The 15,046-nt window shown below is 62.5% G+C and carries 17 protein-coding genes; 8 read left to right on the top strand and 9 right to left on the bottom strand.

Translation table 11 applies throughout. The annotated features are described in order from the left end of the window. Positions 1-213: 213 nt before the first annotated feature. The 3 genes from BUC08_RS14865 to BUC08_RS14855 are packed head-to-tail and all read left to right on the top strand — an operon-like array spanning position 214 to position 3,245. Positions 214-903 (top strand): glutathione S-transferase family protein, encoded by a 690-nt coding sequence (locus BUC08_RS14865; protein ID WP_037926421.1) that lies wholly within the window; start codon positions 214-216, stop codon positions 901-903. Further along, the gene (locus BUC08_RS14860; RefSeq protein WP_037926136.1) at positions 904-2,277 is read left to right on the top strand and encodes an L-serine ammonia-lyase; all 1,374 of its coding nucleotides are present in this window, start codon (positions 904-906) and stop codon (positions 2,275-2,277) included. A gap of 53 nt (positions 2,278-2,330) precedes the next feature. Further along, a complete protein-coding gene (locus tag BUC08_RS14855; RefSeq protein WP_037926139.1) occupies positions 2,331-3,245 on the top strand; it encodes a DMT family transporter in 915 nt (304 codons plus the stop codon). Here the strand turns inward: BUC08_RS14855 and BUC08_RS14850 are convergent. Further along, on the bottom strand, positions 3,242-3,901 hold the full coding sequence (locus BUC08_RS14850; RefSeq protein ID WP_037926141.1) for a thiamine diphosphokinase: 660 nt from the start codon (positions 3,899-3,901) through the stop codon (positions 3,242-3,244). The genes BUC08_RS14855 and BUC08_RS14850 overlap by 4 nt on opposite strands. Before the next feature lie 133 nt (positions 3,902-4,034). Here BUC08_RS14850 and BUC08_RS14845 point away from each other — a divergent pair, with 133 nt between their 5' ends. Beyond that, positions 4,035-6,173, top strand: coding sequence for a hypothetical protein (locus BUC08_RS14845; RefSeq protein ID WP_037926143.1), 2,139 nt, complete (start codon positions 4,035-4,037; stop codon positions 6,171-6,173). Between the two features lie 62 nt (positions 6,174-6,235). On the opposite strand, the gene BUC08_RS14840 is transcribed toward BUC08_RS14845, so the two are convergent. The 3 genes from BUC08_RS14840 to BUC08_RS14830 are packed head-to-tail and all read right to left on the bottom strand — an operon-like array spanning position 6,236 to position 8,142. Further along, the gene (locus BUC08_RS14840) at positions 6,236-6,607 is read right to left on the bottom strand and encodes a glyoxalase superfamily protein (RefSeq protein WP_037926145.1); all 372 of its coding nucleotides are present in this window, start codon (positions 6,605-6,607) and stop codon (positions 6,236-6,238) included. Further along, positions 6,607-6,840 carry a DUF2842 domain-containing protein gene (locus BUC08_RS14835; RefSeq protein WP_037926148.1) on the bottom strand — a complete coding sequence of 78 codons (234 nt, stop codon included), beginning with the start codon at positions 6,838-6,840 and terminating at the stop codon, positions 6,607-6,609. Before BUC08_RS14835 ends, BUC08_RS14840 begins: the two co-directional genes overlap by 1 nt. A 9-nt stretch (positions 6,841-6,849) precedes the next feature. Continuing rightward, positions 6,850-8,142, bottom strand: coding sequence for an adenylosuccinate synthase (locus tag BUC08_RS14830; RefSeq protein WP_037926150.1), 1,293 nt, complete (start codon positions 8,140-8,142; stop codon positions 6,850-6,852). Between the two features lie 187 nt (positions 8,143-8,329). Between BUC08_RS14830 and BUC08_RS14825 the strand changes: the two genes are divergently transcribed. After that, positions 8,330-8,725: a DUF6524 family protein gene (locus BUC08_RS14825; RefSeq protein WP_037926152.1), complete on the top strand. Its 396-nt coding sequence runs from the start codon at positions 8,330-8,332 to the stop codon at positions 8,723-8,725. A 2-nt stretch (positions 8,726-8,727) separates the two neighbouring features. On the opposite strand, the gene BUC08_RS14820 is transcribed toward BUC08_RS14825, so the two are convergent. The 3 genes from BUC08_RS14820 to nthA are packed head-to-tail and all read right to left on the bottom strand — an operon-like array spanning position 8,728 to position 10,330. Continuing rightward, the gene (locus tag BUC08_RS14820) at positions 8,728-9,042 is read right to left on the bottom strand and encodes a nitrile hydratase accessory protein (RefSeq protein ID WP_037926154.1); all 315 of its coding nucleotides are present in this window, start codon (positions 9,040-9,042) and stop codon (positions 8,728-8,730) included. Next, a complete protein-coding gene (nthB, locus tag BUC08_RS14815) occupies positions 9,039-9,716 on the bottom strand; it encodes a nitrile hydratase subunit beta (RefSeq protein ID WP_037926158.1) in 678 nt (225 codons plus the stop codon). Before nthB ends, BUC08_RS14820 begins: the two co-directional genes overlap by 4 nt. Then, complete coding sequence (nthA, locus tag BUC08_RS14810) at positions 9,713-10,330, bottom strand: nitrile hydratase subunit alpha (protein WP_037926160.1); 618 nt, start codon at positions 10,328-10,330, stop codon at positions 9,713-9,715. Before nthA ends, nthB begins: the two co-directional genes overlap by 4 nt. Positions 10,331-10,458: 128 nt before the next feature. Between nthA and secG the strand changes: the two genes are divergently transcribed. Together secG and BUC08_RS14800 are read left to right on the top strand one after the other, a co-directional pair. Continuing rightward, positions 10,459-10,821: a preprotein translocase subunit SecG gene (secG, locus tag BUC08_RS14805; protein WP_037926163.1), complete on the top strand. Its 363-nt coding sequence runs from the start codon at positions 10,459-10,461 to the stop codon at positions 10,819-10,821. A gap of 183 nt (positions 10,822-11,004) precedes the next feature. Continuing rightward, positions 11,005-12,651 carry a CTP synthase gene (locus tag BUC08_RS14800; protein WP_037926166.1) on the top strand — a complete coding sequence of 549 codons (1,647 nt, stop codon included), beginning with the start codon at positions 11,005-11,007 and terminating at the stop codon, positions 12,649-12,651. 17 nt (positions 12,652-12,668) lie between these two features. On the opposite strand, the gene BUC08_RS14795 is transcribed toward BUC08_RS14800, so the two are convergent. Together BUC08_RS14795 and BUC08_RS14790 are read right to left on the bottom strand one after the other, a co-directional pair. Next, positions 12,669-13,550 (bottom strand): GGDEF domain-containing protein, encoded by an 882-nt coding sequence (locus tag BUC08_RS14795; RefSeq protein ID WP_051694322.1) that lies wholly within the window; start codon positions 13,548-13,550, stop codon positions 12,669-12,671. A gap of 58 nt (positions 13,551-13,608) precedes the next feature. Beyond that, positions 13,609-14,127 carry a methanogen output domain 1-containing protein gene (locus BUC08_RS14790; protein ID WP_037926168.1) on the bottom strand — a complete coding sequence of 173 codons (519 nt, stop codon included), beginning with the start codon at positions 14,125-14,127 and terminating at the stop codon, positions 13,609-13,611. 139 nt (positions 14,128-14,266) lie between these two features. Here BUC08_RS14790 and BUC08_RS14785 point away from each other — a divergent pair, with 139 nt between their 5' ends. Next, the gene (locus BUC08_RS14785) at positions 14,267-15,046 is read left to right on the top strand and encodes a 23S rRNA (adenine(2030)-N(6))-methyltransferase RlmJ (protein ID WP_037926170.1); all 780 of its coding nucleotides are present in this window, start codon (positions 14,267-14,269) and stop codon (positions 15,044-15,046) included.

Genomic DNA, 15,046 nt, shown 5'->3' with positions numbered 1-15,046 from the left:
GCAGAGTTCAAAGGCACAGTCGGCTGCCAAAGACCTCCTGCGCCTCAGGGCCTGCCAGAGCACCCTTGAAGGGGCCTCATCCACGCTGTTCCTGCGAATAGACCGGCGTGACGGCATCCCGTCGCCCTGCCCCGGTCACCCGCGTCAGCTTTCGCTGATGATACGTCGCAAATGGCGTGCATGTTGTGCCGCGCGGGCGCTATGTCTGCGGCCATGACCTATGTGCTGCACTTTGCCCCGGACAATGCGTCGCTGATCGTGCGGTTGGCGCTGGACCATGCCGGCCTGCCCTACGAGGCGCGGCTGGTGGACCGTTCAACCCGTGCGCAGGAGACAGCAGCCTATCGCGCGCTGAATCCCAACGGGCTGATCCCCGCATTGGAAACGCCGCATGGCGTTCTGTTCGAAACAGGTGCGATCGTGCTGTGGCTGGCCGACACCCACGGCGGGCTTGGCCCTGCACCCGAGGACGCGCAACGTGGCAACTGGCTGAAATGGCTGTTTTTTGTCGCCAACACCCTGCACCCTGCCCTGCGCATGACATTCTATCCCGAGAAATACACAGGCACGGACCGCCGCGACCAGGCGCGCCTGCGCCGCCACATGCAAACACAGATCGTGGGCCAGCTGCACAGGCTGGACGATGCTGCCGCCGACTGGCAAGCATCCGCACCGACTGTGCTGGATTTCTACATCGCGGGTTGCCTGCGCTGGTGTGCCCTTTATCCTGAGGACACCGATCGCGGCTGGTTCGACCTGTCCGCTTATCCCGCCCTGCACGCCACCTGTGCGCGCGTCGAGACCCTGCCCGCCTGTGCCACGCTGGAGCGTGCCGAAGGTCTGGGCAACACGCCCTTCACCGCGCCCCGCGCGCCCACCCCACCATATGGAAGTGCCACCTGAATGTTCCTGTCTGTCTTCGAAATGTTCAAAGTGGGGATTGGCCCCTCGTCCTCCCACACGATGGGGCCCATGGTCGCCGCCGCGCGGTTTCTGGACATGATGCGCGCTTCGCCCTTCCATTTTGCCGGTGTGCGCGCGTCGCTGCATGGCTCGCTGGCCTTCACCGGCGTCGGCCACGCCACCGACCGTGCCACCATTCTGGGCCTCGCGGGGTTTGTCCCCGACACCTATGACAACGACAAGGCCGAGGCGGTGCTGGCCGATCTGGACAGCACGCACCTGCTGCACCCCGAGGGCTTGCCGCCGCTGAAGTTCGATCCCAAGCGTGATCTGGCATTCGACTATGACACCCAGTTAAAGGGTCACGCCAACGGCATGATCCTGATGGCCACCGATGCCCAGGGCGACGTCACATTGCGGCAGGTGTTCTATTCCATCGGCGGCGGCTTCGTGATGACCGAAGAGGAACTGGCCGCGGGCAAGGACACGGATGAGGGCGCGCCGGTCCCGTTTCCCTTCAAATCCGCCAAGGAAATGCTGGAGATGGCCCACGCCTCGGGCAAGACAATCGCGGGCATGAAACGTGCCAACGAGGAATCGCGTGGCGGGGCCGACAACCTGAAACGCGGCACGGCACGGCTGTGGCAGGTGATGAACGATTGTATCGACCGGGGGCTGAACACCGACGGCATCCTGCCCGGCGGCTTGCAGGTCAAGCGCCGCGCCAAGGCGATCCATGATGCGTTGCAGGCCGAGCGCGGGATGAACCAACAGGCCCCGCACACGATCAACGACTGGATGAGCGTCTATGCCATGGCGGTGAACGAGGAAAACGCCGCCGGTGGTCAGGTTGTCACCGCCCCCACCAATGGCGCGGCTGGCGTGTTGCCTGCGACGCTGCGCTATTACCTCGACCATGTACCGGGCGCGTCCGAGAAACATGTCGAGGATTTTCTGCTGACCGCTGCCGCCATCGGTGGGCTGGTGAAATACAACGCCTCGATCTCGGGCGCCGAAGCGGGCTGTCAGGCCGAGGTCGGCAGCGCCGCTGCCATGTCTGCCGCCGCCCTCTGCGCGGTGATGGGCGGCACGCCGGAACAGGTCGAAAATGCCGCCGAGATCGCGCTGGAGCATCATCTGGGCATGACCTGCGATCCGGTCAAAGGGCTGGTGCAGGTGCCTTGTATCGAGCGCAACGGGCTGGGCGCGATCAAGGCGGTCAGCGCCGCGTCGCTGGCCCTGCGCGGTGACGGCACCCATCTGGTGCCGCTGGACGCGTGCATCGAGACCATGCGCCAGACCGGTGCGGACATGTCCGAGAAGTACAAGGAAACCTCTCTGGGCGGACTGGCGGTCAACGTCCCGAACTGCTGACATTTTGCGCACCGGCAATTGCCAATCCCGAATGCCGGACTTAGCGTGCCGCCATGGATCAGGACCGTCCCCTCTTAGGCATCATGCTGATGCTCGGCTTTTGCATCGTGGCGCCTATGGGCGACTCGTTGGCCAAGGTCATTGGCCAGTCGCTGTCACTGGGCCAGCTTCTGTGGTGCCGCTTTCTGGTGCAGGTGCTGGTGCTGATCCCGCTGGTCTGGCTGACCGGACGACACTGGAAAATGCGCGGTCGCGTGCTGCGGCTGACGTTCATCCGCACGTTGCTGCACATTGCTGGCATCGGGGGCATGTTCACCGCCCTGCGCTATCTGCCCCTGGCCGATGCGGTGGCGATTGCCTTTGTCATGCCGTTCATCATGTTGCTTTTGGGCAAATTCGTTCTGGGCGAAGAGGTCGGGCCCCGCCGCCTGATCGCCTGTGCCGTCGGCTTTTGCGGGACCATGCTGGTGGTGCAGCCCAGCTTTGCCAATGTTGGGTGGCCCGCACTGTGGCCCCTGTTCGTGGCGGTGACCTTTGCCCTGTTCATGCTGGTGACTCGTCAGATCGCCAAGGAAACGGACCCCGTCGGCCTGCAAATGGTGTCGGGTGCCATGGCAATTGCGATCATGTCGCCGCTGTTATGGCTATTCTCGGATGATGTCGCGGGGCTGGCAATGCGCATGCCCGACGGACGCGAGGCGTTGTTGCTGATCGGCATCGGCCTGTTCGGGACATTGGCGCACCTGATGATGACATGGTCGCTGCGCTTTGCGCCCTCGGCGACGCTGGCGCCGATGCAATACCTTGAGATCCCTTTTGCCACGGCCATCGGATACGTGGTGTTCCGCGATCTGCCCAACGGGCTGGCGACGGTCGGCATCGTGATAACAATCGCTGCGGGTCTTTACGTGGTGCTGCGCGAACACAGCGTCGCGCGGCGGCAGATGCGGGTGCCGCCGATCGCCTAGATCAGTGCCTGAACCAGTTCCGGCAGAATGCGCCGTGGCGCGATGCACAGCATCCCTGGCCCGTCCATCCACAATTGAACCGCTCCCGTGGCGCGGTTCGACGTGCCGATCAGGCGCATCGGGTCAAAATCCAACCCGTCAATCGGCCATTCCAACCCGGTCGATCGTCCCGACACTTTCTGCATCGGAAACAATGATACGACATCGCCCTCAGCCACGGGCAAATCCACCTGGGCGGGGCAGTGAAAGATCACTTCGGTCGCCCCCAGCATGATACAAGGCCGCGCGTTGTGGGCGGCCAGCACGTGAAAAGCCGCCAGTTGATGATCCAGCCGTTCCCCTGTAAAACCGACAGCAATCACCAAAGGTGCCGCAATATTGCGCAATGCCTTGTCGAAATCGGTGCTGGACTGTTCCGAAATGTGATAAAGCTGTTTCGGGGGAATCCGGGCACGAATATCCTCGGGCAAACTGTCGAAATCGCCGATCACTGCATCGGGCATGACGCCCGCCTCAAGGGCCAGCATGGCGCCACCATCAGCGGCCACGCAGACCGGGGCAAGCGCGCGTGAGAAAGCCACATCAGCGGGGTTGCCTGCGCCGCCGCCGATCAATGTCACCGGCACAGCACTTTCAACGATCACGCCATCTTTCACGGTATTAGCCTCATATTTGGAAACAAGTCACAAAGTCGCCTTAAAATGATACCGTGCCGGGCACAGATTCGGGCTTGTTTGGCCGCGCCATTCAACAATACCCAAGCCTGCAGCACCGCAGAGGACGCCTATTATGATCAGTAACAATAAAATTTTAACGGTCTCCTACGGCACCTTCTCGTGCACGTTGGAAGGGTTTGACGATTCTTTCCACACAATGAAAGCCATTGCGGAGTATTTCCGCGATTTGGCCAGCGATGACCGTTACTTTGGTGCTGAACCCCCGCAACCCGACGCCGAGATGCTGGCACGTATCGCAGAGCGCGAGATCGCCCGCCGCGTCGAGGCGCGCATGAACGAGGGCCGCATTTTCCTGAGTGCCACCGCACCCGAAGCGGCACCTGCGGAACAAGCCGCACCGGCCGCTGCTGCACCTGTTGCCCCGGCTGCACCAAAAGAAACTGAAGCCACCCCAGACGTCGCCCCCGACATGGTCCCGGAAACCGATGAGGTCCAGCTGCAGGACGACAACACGGTTGCGGACACCCAACAGGGTGACGATATCGACGACGCTTTTGACCACGCCAAAGCAGGCGACATGCTGCACACAGCGCCCGACGCACAGGCCGTGGAAGAGCCCCTTGAAGACAGCGCCGCCGAGGCCTTCTTTGCCGACGCGACCGGGGACACCGCAGAAGCTGACGCCGAGGAAGACGAACAGGCCGCGATGGCCGTGGCCGAAACCGTCGAAAGCACACCCCGCGACCGCGTGATCCCCCATGCCGACAGCATCGCCGCCAAACTTGAGCGTATCCGTGCCGTGGTGTCGCAAGCTGACGACGAGGATCTGGACGACGACTATTCCGAGGATGAACACGCCGAGGAACTGCTGTCCGACGCCATCCACGCGGACGAGAATTTTGAAGACGACGCTTTCGAAGACGAAGACGCGCAAACCGCTGAAGACGATGCGCTGATGAACGCAATGATGGCGCAGGACGAAGATGACGCGCAGGACGCGGCCCGTGAAAGCACCGCGTCAGAGGTGATCGCCGAAGCCGCAGCCGAAGCAAGCGCCGCGTTGGACGAAGACGACACCATGACCGTGGCCGAAGATGAGGACGACGGCGACGTGGCGGCGATCCTGGCCCGTCTGGACGGCGAATCCCCGGAAGAGGACGCGGAAGACCAGGTCATGTCCGGCGACGATACGGACGCCGACGACATGAACCTCTTTGACGACAGCGATGATGGGGATGACGACGACGAAGAGATCATGATCGTCGAGGACGAGGACAGCGCAGAAGACGCCGCTGCCCCTGCCCCGCGCATCACCCGTATCGTCAAGGTCAAGCGCGCCGATCTGGAAGCCGCCATCGCGCAGGGCAATCTTGAAGAGATGGCCGACGATGAGGACGACCTGAGCGCCCCCGCTGCGACGGCCAAGACCTCCTCGCTTTCGGAGGAGGATGAAGACGCCCTGTTGCGCGAACTGGCCGATGTCGAAGCAGGCCTGATCGAGGATGAAGCCGACGAGGACGAGGCAGCCCGCGCCGCCCACGTGGCCCGTGCCGCTGCGGCCAAGCTGGAAGACGCCGCAGACGACAGTGATGTGGCCCGCCTGATGGCCAAGACCGACGCCGAAATGGGTGAACCCGAAAGCGCGCGCCGCCGCGATGCCTTCGCCCACCTGCGGGCGGCTGTGGCTGCGAAGAATTCGGACGATGGTATTGTCGGCGACAAACTGGCCGAGGATGCGCTGGAAGTGCGCGCCTATCAGACCGACCTGGCCGACGTGGTCAAACCGCGCCGTCCCGAACTGCGTGGCGCAGGCCGCGACCGTCGCCCTGACACGCAACGCCCCGCGCCGTTGAAACTGGTGGCCGAACAGCGTGTTGACGCCGTTCAACCGGCCGCCTTGACCACCCCGGTGCGCCCGCGCCGCGTGGAACAGCCCGTTGCCGTTGTGGACACCAGCAGCACCACAAACAGCTTTGCCGAATTCGCCGAAGACATGGGCGCGCATGAATTGCCCGACCTGTTGGAGGCCGCCGCCGCCTACCTGGCTTTTGTGGAAGAACGTGACCAGTTCTCGCGTCCGCAGCTGATGACCAAGGTGCGTCAGGTGATCGGCACCGACTTTAGCCGCGAAGACGGCCTGCGTTCCTTTGGCCAACTGCTCCGGGCCGGGAAGATCGAAAAGATCAAAGGCGGGCGCTTTGCTGTCTCGGGCGATATCGGGTTCCGCCCCGACCAACGCGCCGCAGGCTGACTGCCACAGCTGAAAGAGACTGAAACGGCGGGCCTGGGGGGCCGCCGTTTTGGCATTTGGGGTCAGCTGTCCGGCACGGGGGTGCAAAAGATCAGGCGGTTGCCGAAGGGATCGGCCACGCTCATATCGTCCATTCCATAAGGCTGCCGCTGGACGCCCGGGCGGGCAAAACCATAATTCTTGGCGCACAGTGCTGCGGCATAGGCCGCCACATCCGGCAATCCGATGCGCAGCGCGGCACCCGGTGCTGCATCGCCATGATGTTCGGACAGGTGCACTTCGCAGTCGCCCATGCGCAGGCTCATGTACAACGGCAGGTCGGGCGCAAAGCGGTGCTCGAACACCACCTCGAACCCCAGGAAATCCACGTAGAATTCCCGCGCCTTGGCTTCGTCAAAGCTGCGCAGGATCGGGATCGGCGCTGCCGCCTGCATCAGTCGCCCCTGCCGTGGTCCGCGTCGGGGTCCGGTTGCCCGACCCCCTTGAACACGGCCTTGAGCGGGAAGGCCCACAAGACGCCAAGCCCCACATAAACCAGCAGTTCGACCCAGATCGACGGCCGGTCGAACAGCGCCACAATGTTGACCGCAAGGATCACATAGAGCGGCAGCCCCACCAGCAGGATGATCAGCGACCAGCGCCGCCGTGCTTTGTAGCTTAGCGCCATATCGCCCCCTTAATCCGCAAAAGGATCACGCACCAGGATCGTGTCCTCGCGCTCGGGCGAGGTGGACAGCAAGGCCACCGGGCATTCGATCAGCTCTTCGACACGGCGCACGTATTTGATCGCCTCGGCGGGCAGATCGGCCCAGCTGCGCGCGCCTTCGGTCGATTCCGACCAGCCCGGCATTTCCTCGTAGATTGGTGTGCAGCGCGCCTGTTGGTCGGCGGCGGTGGGCAGGTAGTCCATCCGTTCGCCGTCCAACTCGTAGCCCACGCAGATTTTCAGCGTTTCGAAACCGTCCAGCACGTCCAGCTTGGTCAGCGAAATGCCGTCAACGCCGCTGGTGGCACAGGTCTGGCGCACCAGGCAGGCATCGAACCAGCCACAGCGGCGCTTGCGGCCCGTGGTGGTGCCGAATTCGTGGCCCCGCTCGCCCAGACGCTGGCCATCTTCATCCAGCAGTTCTGTCGGGAACGGGCCTTCGCCGACGCGGGTGGTGTACGCTTTGACGATGCCCAGCACGTAATTGATCGCACCGGGGCCCATGCCGGTCCCCGTGGCCGCCTGCCCTGCGATCACGTTGGACGAGGTCACAAAGGGATAGGTGCCAAAATCGATGTCGAGAAGCGCGCCTTGCGCCCCTTCGAACAGGATGCGTTTGCCCGCCTTGCGCTTTTCGTTCAGCACTTTCCAGACCGGAGCGGCGAAGGGCAGGATTTGCGGTGCAATCTCGCGCAGTTGCGACAGCAGGTCGGCGCGGTCCACCGGCTCCAGCCCCAATCCCGCACGCAACGCGTTGTGGTGCACCAGCGCACGGTCCACCCGCAGTTCCAGCGTCGCGTTATCCGCCAGATCAGCCACGCGGATCACGCGGCGGCCCACTTTGTCCTCGTAGCACGGACCGATGCCGCGCCCTGTGGTGCCAATCTTGGCGACCGAATTCTGACCTTCGCGTGCGCGGTCCAGTTCACCGTGGAACGGCAGGATCAGCGGCGTGTTCTCGGCGATCATCAGCGTTTCGGGGGTGATGGTTACACCTTGCTCGCGGATGCCTGCGATCTCCTTGACCAAATGCCAGGGGTCCAGCACCACACCGTTGCCGATCACGGACAGTTTCCCGCCGCGCACCACGCCCGAAGGCAGCGCATGCAATTTGTACACTGTCCCGTCGACCACCAGCGTGTGACCTGCATTATGCCCGCCCTGGAAGCGTGCAATCACGTCGGCGCGCTCGCTGAGCCAATCGACGATTTTGCCTTTTCCTTCGTCACCCCATTGGGCGCCGACAACGACGACATTGGCCATGATGCAGGTCCTTTATGTTTGCAAACCGGAGTCGGTATAGTCCGCCAGACACATGCGCGAAACCACAAACTGAAACCCAGACCCGCATATCTGCAATTAACTCTGGATAAATGATGTTGACCCAACACCCTTTACACAAGGGACGGTTTTGGGCAATTCCTGTGGAAACCAGACACCGGAGACCGCGATGGGCTTTATCCTGCGCTGGCTGGCGGCTTTTGTGCTGCTGGCCCTGACCTACAATCCGACCGAGTTCAACTATGTGCGGTGGGCGCGTGACTATGGTTCTAAGAACCTGTCGATCGCGGTGCTGGTAGGGCTTTTGTTGTTGATCGGCTACATCATCTATTTGCGTGCAACGCTGCGTTCCATCGGTGGGTTCGGAATGGCGCTGGTGCTTGCGGTGATGGGATCGGGGCTGTGGGTGCTCTATGATTTGAACTTGCTGAGCCTGGAAAACACCAACGTCAACACCTGGCTGGGATTGCTGGCGCTCAGTGCGGTTCTGGGCATTGGCCTGTCGTGGAGCCTGGTGCGCCGCCGCCTGTCCGGTCAGGCCGATGTGGACGACATCGACGAATAGGATCAGCCGTCCAGCGTCACCGGATCACCGTGTGGCGTACGCAGATAGGCCGCCTCCCACGCATCGCGCATTTCGGCGACGGCGGTGGCTTCGGCCCAGCCTTTTTCGGCCAGCAGCGCTTCCAGCGTTTCCAGCCAAGCTGCGAAATAGTCATCGCCGCCGTTTAGCTCCCGTGCGAGGCCATGTTCAGCCAATGTGGCCGAAAACCGCGCAGCCCAGTCAGGCCAATCAAAGCGGCCCGCTTCATTCAGATGCACCGTCAGTGCAAAAAGTTGCGCGTGCCAGGGCGCCTCGAACACCGGTTCGGGGCGTGTCATCTCGCTGGCTCCAGATAGCTTTGCCACAGGTCCAGCACCACCTCGTCGCGCGGATGCTCGGGACGCGCCCAAAGTTCTGATGCGGGAAAGGCCACTGCATACAGCGGCTCGGGCCGGTCGCCCAACCCGTGCGCTGCCGCATCGGGCAGAACATGGTGACCATGCAGACGCACGATACGTCCCTGCGCCCCGGCGGCATAGGCCGGCAAGCGGGTGTGGCCGCCATCAACGAATGCGTTTTCAGCGTGCCGCCGCGTGCGCACCGCGTCGCCGGCAGCAAAACTTGGCGCGATCTGAGCAGGCCGGTCCGCTGGTCCGCCACGCGCCAGAACACCCGCGACCGCATCCGCCGTCATCTTGCGTTCGGCCAGTGGCGACGTCCCCATGGCATGACCGCTGGCCAGTTCCTCGGGCGTCAGCACACCCTTTTCCACCAGCATATCGGCCAGCCCCGCCATCCACTTTTCGTAATAGCTGAAGGCTGCGTAATCCTTGGGTGCCAACCGTTCGCGGGCATGACGGCTGGTGTCAATGTTCCACTGACCCAGCGATCCACAGGCCAGCGTCACCGCCAACGCGCGCGGATGCCAGTCGGCGTGGAACACCTCGGTTTCGGGTTCTGGCACGACCGCGCCGTCGCCAAAGCGCCCGCCCATGTCATGAACGCGGGTCATGGGTTCAACGCCAGACCGGTGCCGATCATCGAGTCGCGGGTGACCAGATCCATCAGCGCAGCCTCATCCATCCCTTCGGTGCCCGCCGGGCGCTGAGGAATCACCAGATACCGCACCTCGGCGGTCGAATCCCAAACCCGCACGGCGGTGGTTTCGGGCAATGTCACACCGAAATCGGCCAACACTTTGCGCGGCTCGCGCACTGCGCGGGCGCGATAGGCATCGGATTTGTACCAGCCCGGCGGAATGCCCAACAGCGGCCACGGATAACAGCTGCACAGGGTGCAGACGACCATGTTGTGGACCGCATCCGTGTTCTCGACCGCGACCATATGTTCACCTTGCCGCCCGTAATAGCCCAGTTCGGACACCACAGCCGTCGCATCCTCCAACAAGGCGGTGCGAAACGCGGGATCAGACCATGCACGCGCCACCACATGCGCCCCATTGCGCGGACCGATGCGGTTTTCATAGGTGTCGATGATTTCGTCCAGCGCCGCAGGGTCAATCAATCCCTTTTCGGTCAGGATTGTCTCCAGCGCCCTGACCCGCAAAGCAGGGTCCGGCGGCAGCAGGGCATGGGCGTGATCGTGGTCATGGTGGTCATGTGGCATGGCCGCAGAATGGCGCAGCCCCCGGCCATTTGTCCAGCGCCATCCGCATTACCGGCCACGCACCCTTGCCCCGCCTGCGAAACTTGCATAGATACCCGCAAAACCGAACGTGAGCATCGTGAGCATCCATGGAAAACGTCGTCCTGATCATCCACCTTATTCTGGCCTTCGGGCTGATTGTCGTAGTGCTGCTTCAGCGCTCGGAAGGCGGTGGTCTGGGTATGGGCGGTGGCGGCGGCGGTGCCATGACCGGGCGCGCGGCCGCAACGGCATTGGGCAAGATCACATGGGTTCTGGCAGCAGGCTTTATCGCCACGTCGATCACCCTGACCATCATCGCGGCAGAAAAGGCAGCAGGCACCTCGGTCATCGACCGGTTGGGCGCCGCACCTGAAACGCAGGAAAGCACACCGCTGACCCCGCCCGCCGAAGGTCTGACACCGCCCACCCAGGGCGACGCCGAAGCGCCCCTGGTTCCCGCAGGCGAATGACCCTTTAATCGCTATACCTTGAGGCAAGATGCCGCGCTGCAACATCATGTTGCGGCATGGCTTGCCTTGCACTGAAATCTTCTGTTATACTGAGGCCCCGTGGTGCTGTGAAAATCGCAGCCGATTCTGGTGGTTTTGGTCCATCCAAAAATCGCATTTGCAACACGGGGAGCATCCGAACTCATGGCGCGTTATATCTTCATCACTGGCGGTGTGGTCTCTTCACTTGGCAAGGGACTCGCGTCGGCAGCACTGGGGGCCTTGTTACAGGCACGCGGCTTTTCCGTCCGGTTGCGCAAGCTTGATCCCTATCTGAACGTCGACCCCGGCACGATGTCCCCCTTTGAACACGGCGAAGTCTTTGTCACCGATGACGGCGCCGAAACCGATCTGGACCTGGGCCACTACGAACGGTTCACCGGCGTGCCCGCGCGGCAAACCGATTCCGTATCCTCGGGGCGGATCTATTCCACCGTGCTGGAGAAAGAGCGACGCGGCGATTACCTGGGCAAGACCATTCAGGTGGTTCCCCATGTGACCAACGAAATCAAGGATTTCATCGACATCGGCGATGACGAGGTTGATTTCATGCTGTGCGAGATCGGCGGCACGGTGGGTGACATCGAAGGCCTGCCCTTCTTTGAAGCGATCCGCCAGTTCAGCCACGACAAACCCCGCGGCCAGTGCATTTTCATGCACCTGACCCTGCTGCCCTATCTGGCGGCCTCGGGCGAGTTGAAAACCAAACCGACGCAACACTCGGTCAAGGAGCTGCAATCCATCGGCATCGCGCCCGATATCCTGGTCTGCCGGTCCGAACAGCCAATCCCGGAGAAAGAGCGCGAGAAAATCGCCCTGTTCTGCAACGTGCGCAAAGAGGCAGTTGTGGCGGCCTATGACCTGCCCACCATCTATGACGCGCCGCTGGCCTATCACGAACAGGGGCTGGATCAGGCGGTTCTGGACGCCTTCCAGATCAGCCCGGCACCGCGCCCCGACCTGAGCACATGGCAGGACGTGTCCGACCGGGTGCACCACCCCGAGGGCGAGGTCAAAGTGGCCATCGTCGGCAAATATACCCAGCTGGAAGACGCCTATAAATCCATTGCCGAGGCGCTGACGCACGGCGGCATGGCCAACCGCGTCAAAGTGCGGATCGAATGGGTCGATGCCGAACTGTTCGACAAATCGGCCGATGTGGCGCCGCATCTGGATGGGTTCCACGCAATCCTTGTGCCCGGCGGCTTTGGCGAACGCGGCACCGAGGGCAAGATCAAGGCCGCGCAATACGCGCGCGAGAACAATGTGCCCTATCTGGGCATCTGTCTGGGCATGCAGATGGCCGTGATCGAGGCGGCGCGCAACGTCGCCGGGATCGAAACCGCGGGATCGGAAGAATTCGACCACGAGGCGGGCAAGAAACGGTTCGAGCCGGTGGTCTATCACCTGAAAGAATGGGTGCAAGGCAACGCCAAGGTGACGCGCAAGGTCAGCGACGACAAGGGCGGCACCATGCGTCTGGGCAGCTATGACGCGGTGCTGAAAGAAGGCTCGAAAGTCGCCATCGCCTATGGCACCACCACCATCGACGAACGCCACCGCCATCGCTACGAGGTGGATGTGAAATACCGCGAACCGCTGGAAAAAGCCGGCCTGGTGTTCAGCGGCATGTCGCCCGATGGCCGCCTGCCCGAGATCGTGGAATGGCCGAACCATCCGTGGTTCATCGGTGTACAGTTCCATCCCGAACTGAAATCCAAACCCTTTGCACCGCACCCCCTGTTCAAGGATTTCGTGCGCGCGGCGAAAGAGATCAGCCGTCTGGTCTGACTGGAGTGAGCCCCGCCTTACCGTGGGGCGCTGTGTGAGTGCAGCGCCTTGCGGTCGCGTTTGTTGGTGTACATCCGCGCGTCCGCAACATCGGCAAGCGCCGCGTAATCCGCGCCGTCCTGTGGATAGCAGGCGATGCCAAAGGACGCGCCGACCACCAGGTCCGACCGCTGCCCGTCCGGGGCGCGCCACGACACCGGCCTCTCGATCTGGCGGCGCAGGCGGTGGGCAATCCGCGTGGCAATCGCGGCGTCCACATCGGCGATCCAAAAGGCGAATTCGTCCCCGCCGACACGGGCCGACACGTCATCGGACCGCTTGTGTTCCAGCAACCGTTGGCCGACCTGTTCCAGCACCGCATCCCCGGCTCTGTGACCATGGGTGTCGTTGATTTCCTTGAACCCGTCGAGATCGGCGAACAGCAACGCACCGGTTTTGGTGCCACTTTGCAGCGCCTTGGTCACAGAGCGCCGCAGTTCCTGCCCCGTGGTGAGGTTGGTCAATTGGTCGGTGGTGACCAGACGGCGTAGGTGTTGCGCCTCGGTCTTGAGTTGCTGGGCCACCTTCAGGTCACGGGCGCGGAGGCATTCGATGTTGGCCACCTCGTTGCGCAAGACCATGAATCGGCTGCGCATGACGCCAGAGGAATCGCCAAACAACATGGCCATTGCCCCATCCATGCCCAAACTGTCCCCCGGGACGCGCCACGCCTTGAACCAGACGGGGCCGGTTTTCAAAGTCACACGCAAGGGAATTGTCACAGAAGAGCGTCGGACCACGCCAAGTTGCGGGATTATGGCCCCGATCAAACCGCCGTCCGACCCCTCGGGCCCCGCGGTCAACAGCGCCTGGGCCCGTTCGTTGGCATATACAACGTCGCCCTCTTCTGACAGCAGCATGACCGGTTCCGGTGCGCGCGCGAAAACAGCGTGCAACTGTGCAACTGGCGACCCCGAATTAACGGAAGAATTCGTGACCATTGGCGCTTTCATCAGGCTTCAAACCCAATTCGACGCGGCAACGCGCGTGCCCCGCCGCGATGGATTCAGACACATGCACCCGCGCATAACCTGTGGCATTTGCGGCAATCCGTCCAAATACGTTGGTTGTCATCATACACAGCGACGGACGTCCCTCGACCCGCTTGCCAAAAGGACAGTCGCAATTGGTGAAAATCAGGCGATCCTCGGTCGCCTCTTCCAGAGCAAAGGTTCCGCTGATCTTTTCCTTGAGATCGACGCAGATGCGCCCGATGTCTTCGGGTGTTTCGCTCGGAAAGTCGGGCAAACCGGCATAGAGGTCCGACAGATCGTCCCCGATCCGGTTGCCAACCATCGCAACAAAACCTGCGGCATCCTCAAGCCCGATCACCTCTTCCAAGGCGCCCGCAAGTTCGCCGATCATATCGGCGAAGAACACATCACGTGTCAGCCCCGGGCCTTCCGCCTCGGGTTGAGAAGAAACGGTATCTTTCATCGACCTATCCAATATTTACAACAGTGCAGGACAAAACCATCGCACCAAGGTCTGAACAAATGGTTATCCACCGCCATTTTCCGCAGCACCCCTGTCCGCCCTGCCTTGCGCGCTGCAAGCGCATACCGCACAAGGGCTCATGCTGAGCTATCAACACATCTATCACGCCGGAAACATGGCGGACGTGCACAAGCACGGCCTGCTTGCATGGATGCTGGCCTATCTGACCCGCAAGGACAAACCGCTGTCCTACATCGAAACCCATGCAGGCCGCGCCAGCTATGATCTGGACGCCGCCGAGGCACGCAAGACCGGCGAGGCCGCGCGGGGGATTCAACGGGCGCAGAGCTGGTTCGCGCCCGATCACCCCTTTACCCGTGTTCTGAAACAGGTCCGCGCCGAGGACGGACCGCAAACCTACCCCGGATCGCCGATGATCGCCGCGCGCCTGCTGCGCCCTGCCGATACGATCCACCTGGCCGAACTGCACCCGCGCGAACACGGCGCGTTGACCTATGCGATGTCGCCCTATCCCGTCACCTGCCACCAGCGCGACGGGTTCGACATGGCACACAGCCTGCTGCCTCCCATGCCACGCCGCGGACTGCTGCTGATCGATCCGTCCTACGAGATCAAGGACGACTATGACGAGATCCCCCGCCATATCGCCAAATTCACCCGCGCCTGGAACGTGGGGATTGTGGCGCTGTGGTATCCGGTGCTGACCTCGGCCCTGCACGTGCCGATGCTGAAAACCCTGTCGAAAACCTATCCCGACGCCCTGCGCGCCGAGGTCCGCTTTCCCCCTGCACGTCCGGGCCACGGCATGATCGGCTCGGGGCTTTTTGTGATAAATCCGCCCTTCGGTCTGGACGCCGAGGCAAAACGGCTGAAAGATCGCATTGATACGCTGAACTAA

The sequence above is a fragment of the Pseudosulfitobacter pseudonitzschiae genome, from assembly GCF_900129395.1.
Classification (GTDB): Bacteria; Pseudomonadota; Alphaproteobacteria; order Rhodobacterales; family Rhodobacteraceae; genus Pseudosulfitobacter; species Pseudosulfitobacter pseudonitzschiae.
Note: the sequence above shows the minus strand (reverse complement) of the source record. Positions and strands in the feature narration are given on the sequence as shown.

Coding starts and splice junctions, on each gene's coding strand:
- BUC08_RS14860 (WP_037926136.1), top strand. CDS start 904: ATGTTCCTGTCTGTCTTCGAAATGTTCAAAGTGGGGATTGGCCCCTCG.
- BUC08_RS14800 (WP_037926166.1), top strand. CDS start 11,005: ATGGCGCGTTATATCTTCATCACTGGCGGTGTGGTCTCTTCACTTGGC.
- nthB (WP_037926158.1), bottom strand. CDS start 9,716: ATGACCCGCGTTCATGACATGGGCGGGCGCTTTGGCGACGGCGCGGTC.
- BUC08_RS14795 (WP_051694322.1), bottom strand. CDS start 13,550: ATGCTGCTGTCAGAAGAGGGCGACGTTGTATATGCCAACGAACGGGCC.
- BUC08_RS14840 (WP_037926145.1), bottom strand. CDS start 6,607: ATGCAGGCGGCAGCGCCGATCCCGATCCTGCGCAGCTTTGACGAAGCC.
- secG (WP_037926163.1), top strand. CDS start 10,459: ATGGAAAACGTCGTCCTGATCATCCACCTTATTCTGGCCTTCGGGCTG.
- BUC08_RS14855 (WP_037926139.1), top strand. CDS start 2,331: ATGGATCAGGACCGTCCCCTCTTAGGCATCATGCTGATGCTCGGCTTT.
- BUC08_RS14820 (WP_037926154.1), bottom strand. CDS start 9,042: ATGACACGCCCCGAACCGGTGTTCGAGGCGCCCTGGCACGCGCAACTT.
- BUC08_RS14865 (WP_037926421.1), top strand. CDS start 214: ATGACCTATGTGCTGCACTTTGCCCCGGACAATGCGTCGCTGATCGTG.
- nthA (WP_037926160.1), bottom strand. CDS start 10,330: ATGCCACATGACCACCATGACCACGATCACGCCCATGCCCTGCTGCCG.
- BUC08_RS14835 (WP_037926148.1), bottom strand. CDS start 6,840: ATGGCGCTAAGCTACAAAGCACGGCGGCGCTGGTCGCTGATCATCCTG.
- BUC08_RS14825 (WP_037926152.1), top strand. CDS start 8,330: ATGGGCTTTATCCTGCGCTGGCTGGCGGCTTTTGTGCTGCTGGCCCTG.
- BUC08_RS14790 (WP_037926168.1), bottom strand. CDS start 14,127: ATGAAAGATACCGTTTCTTCTCAACCCGAGGCGGAAGGCCCGGGGCTG.
- BUC08_RS14845 (WP_037926143.1), top strand. CDS start 4,035: ATGATCAGTAACAATAAAATTTTAACGGTCTCCTACGGCACCTTCTCG.
- BUC08_RS14830 (WP_037926150.1), bottom strand. CDS start 8,142: ATGGCCAATGTCGTCGTTGTCGGCGCCCAATGGGGTGACGAAGGAAAA.
- BUC08_RS14785 (WP_037926170.1), top strand. CDS start 14,267: ATGCTGAGCTATCAACACATCTATCACGCCGGAAACATGGCGGACGTG.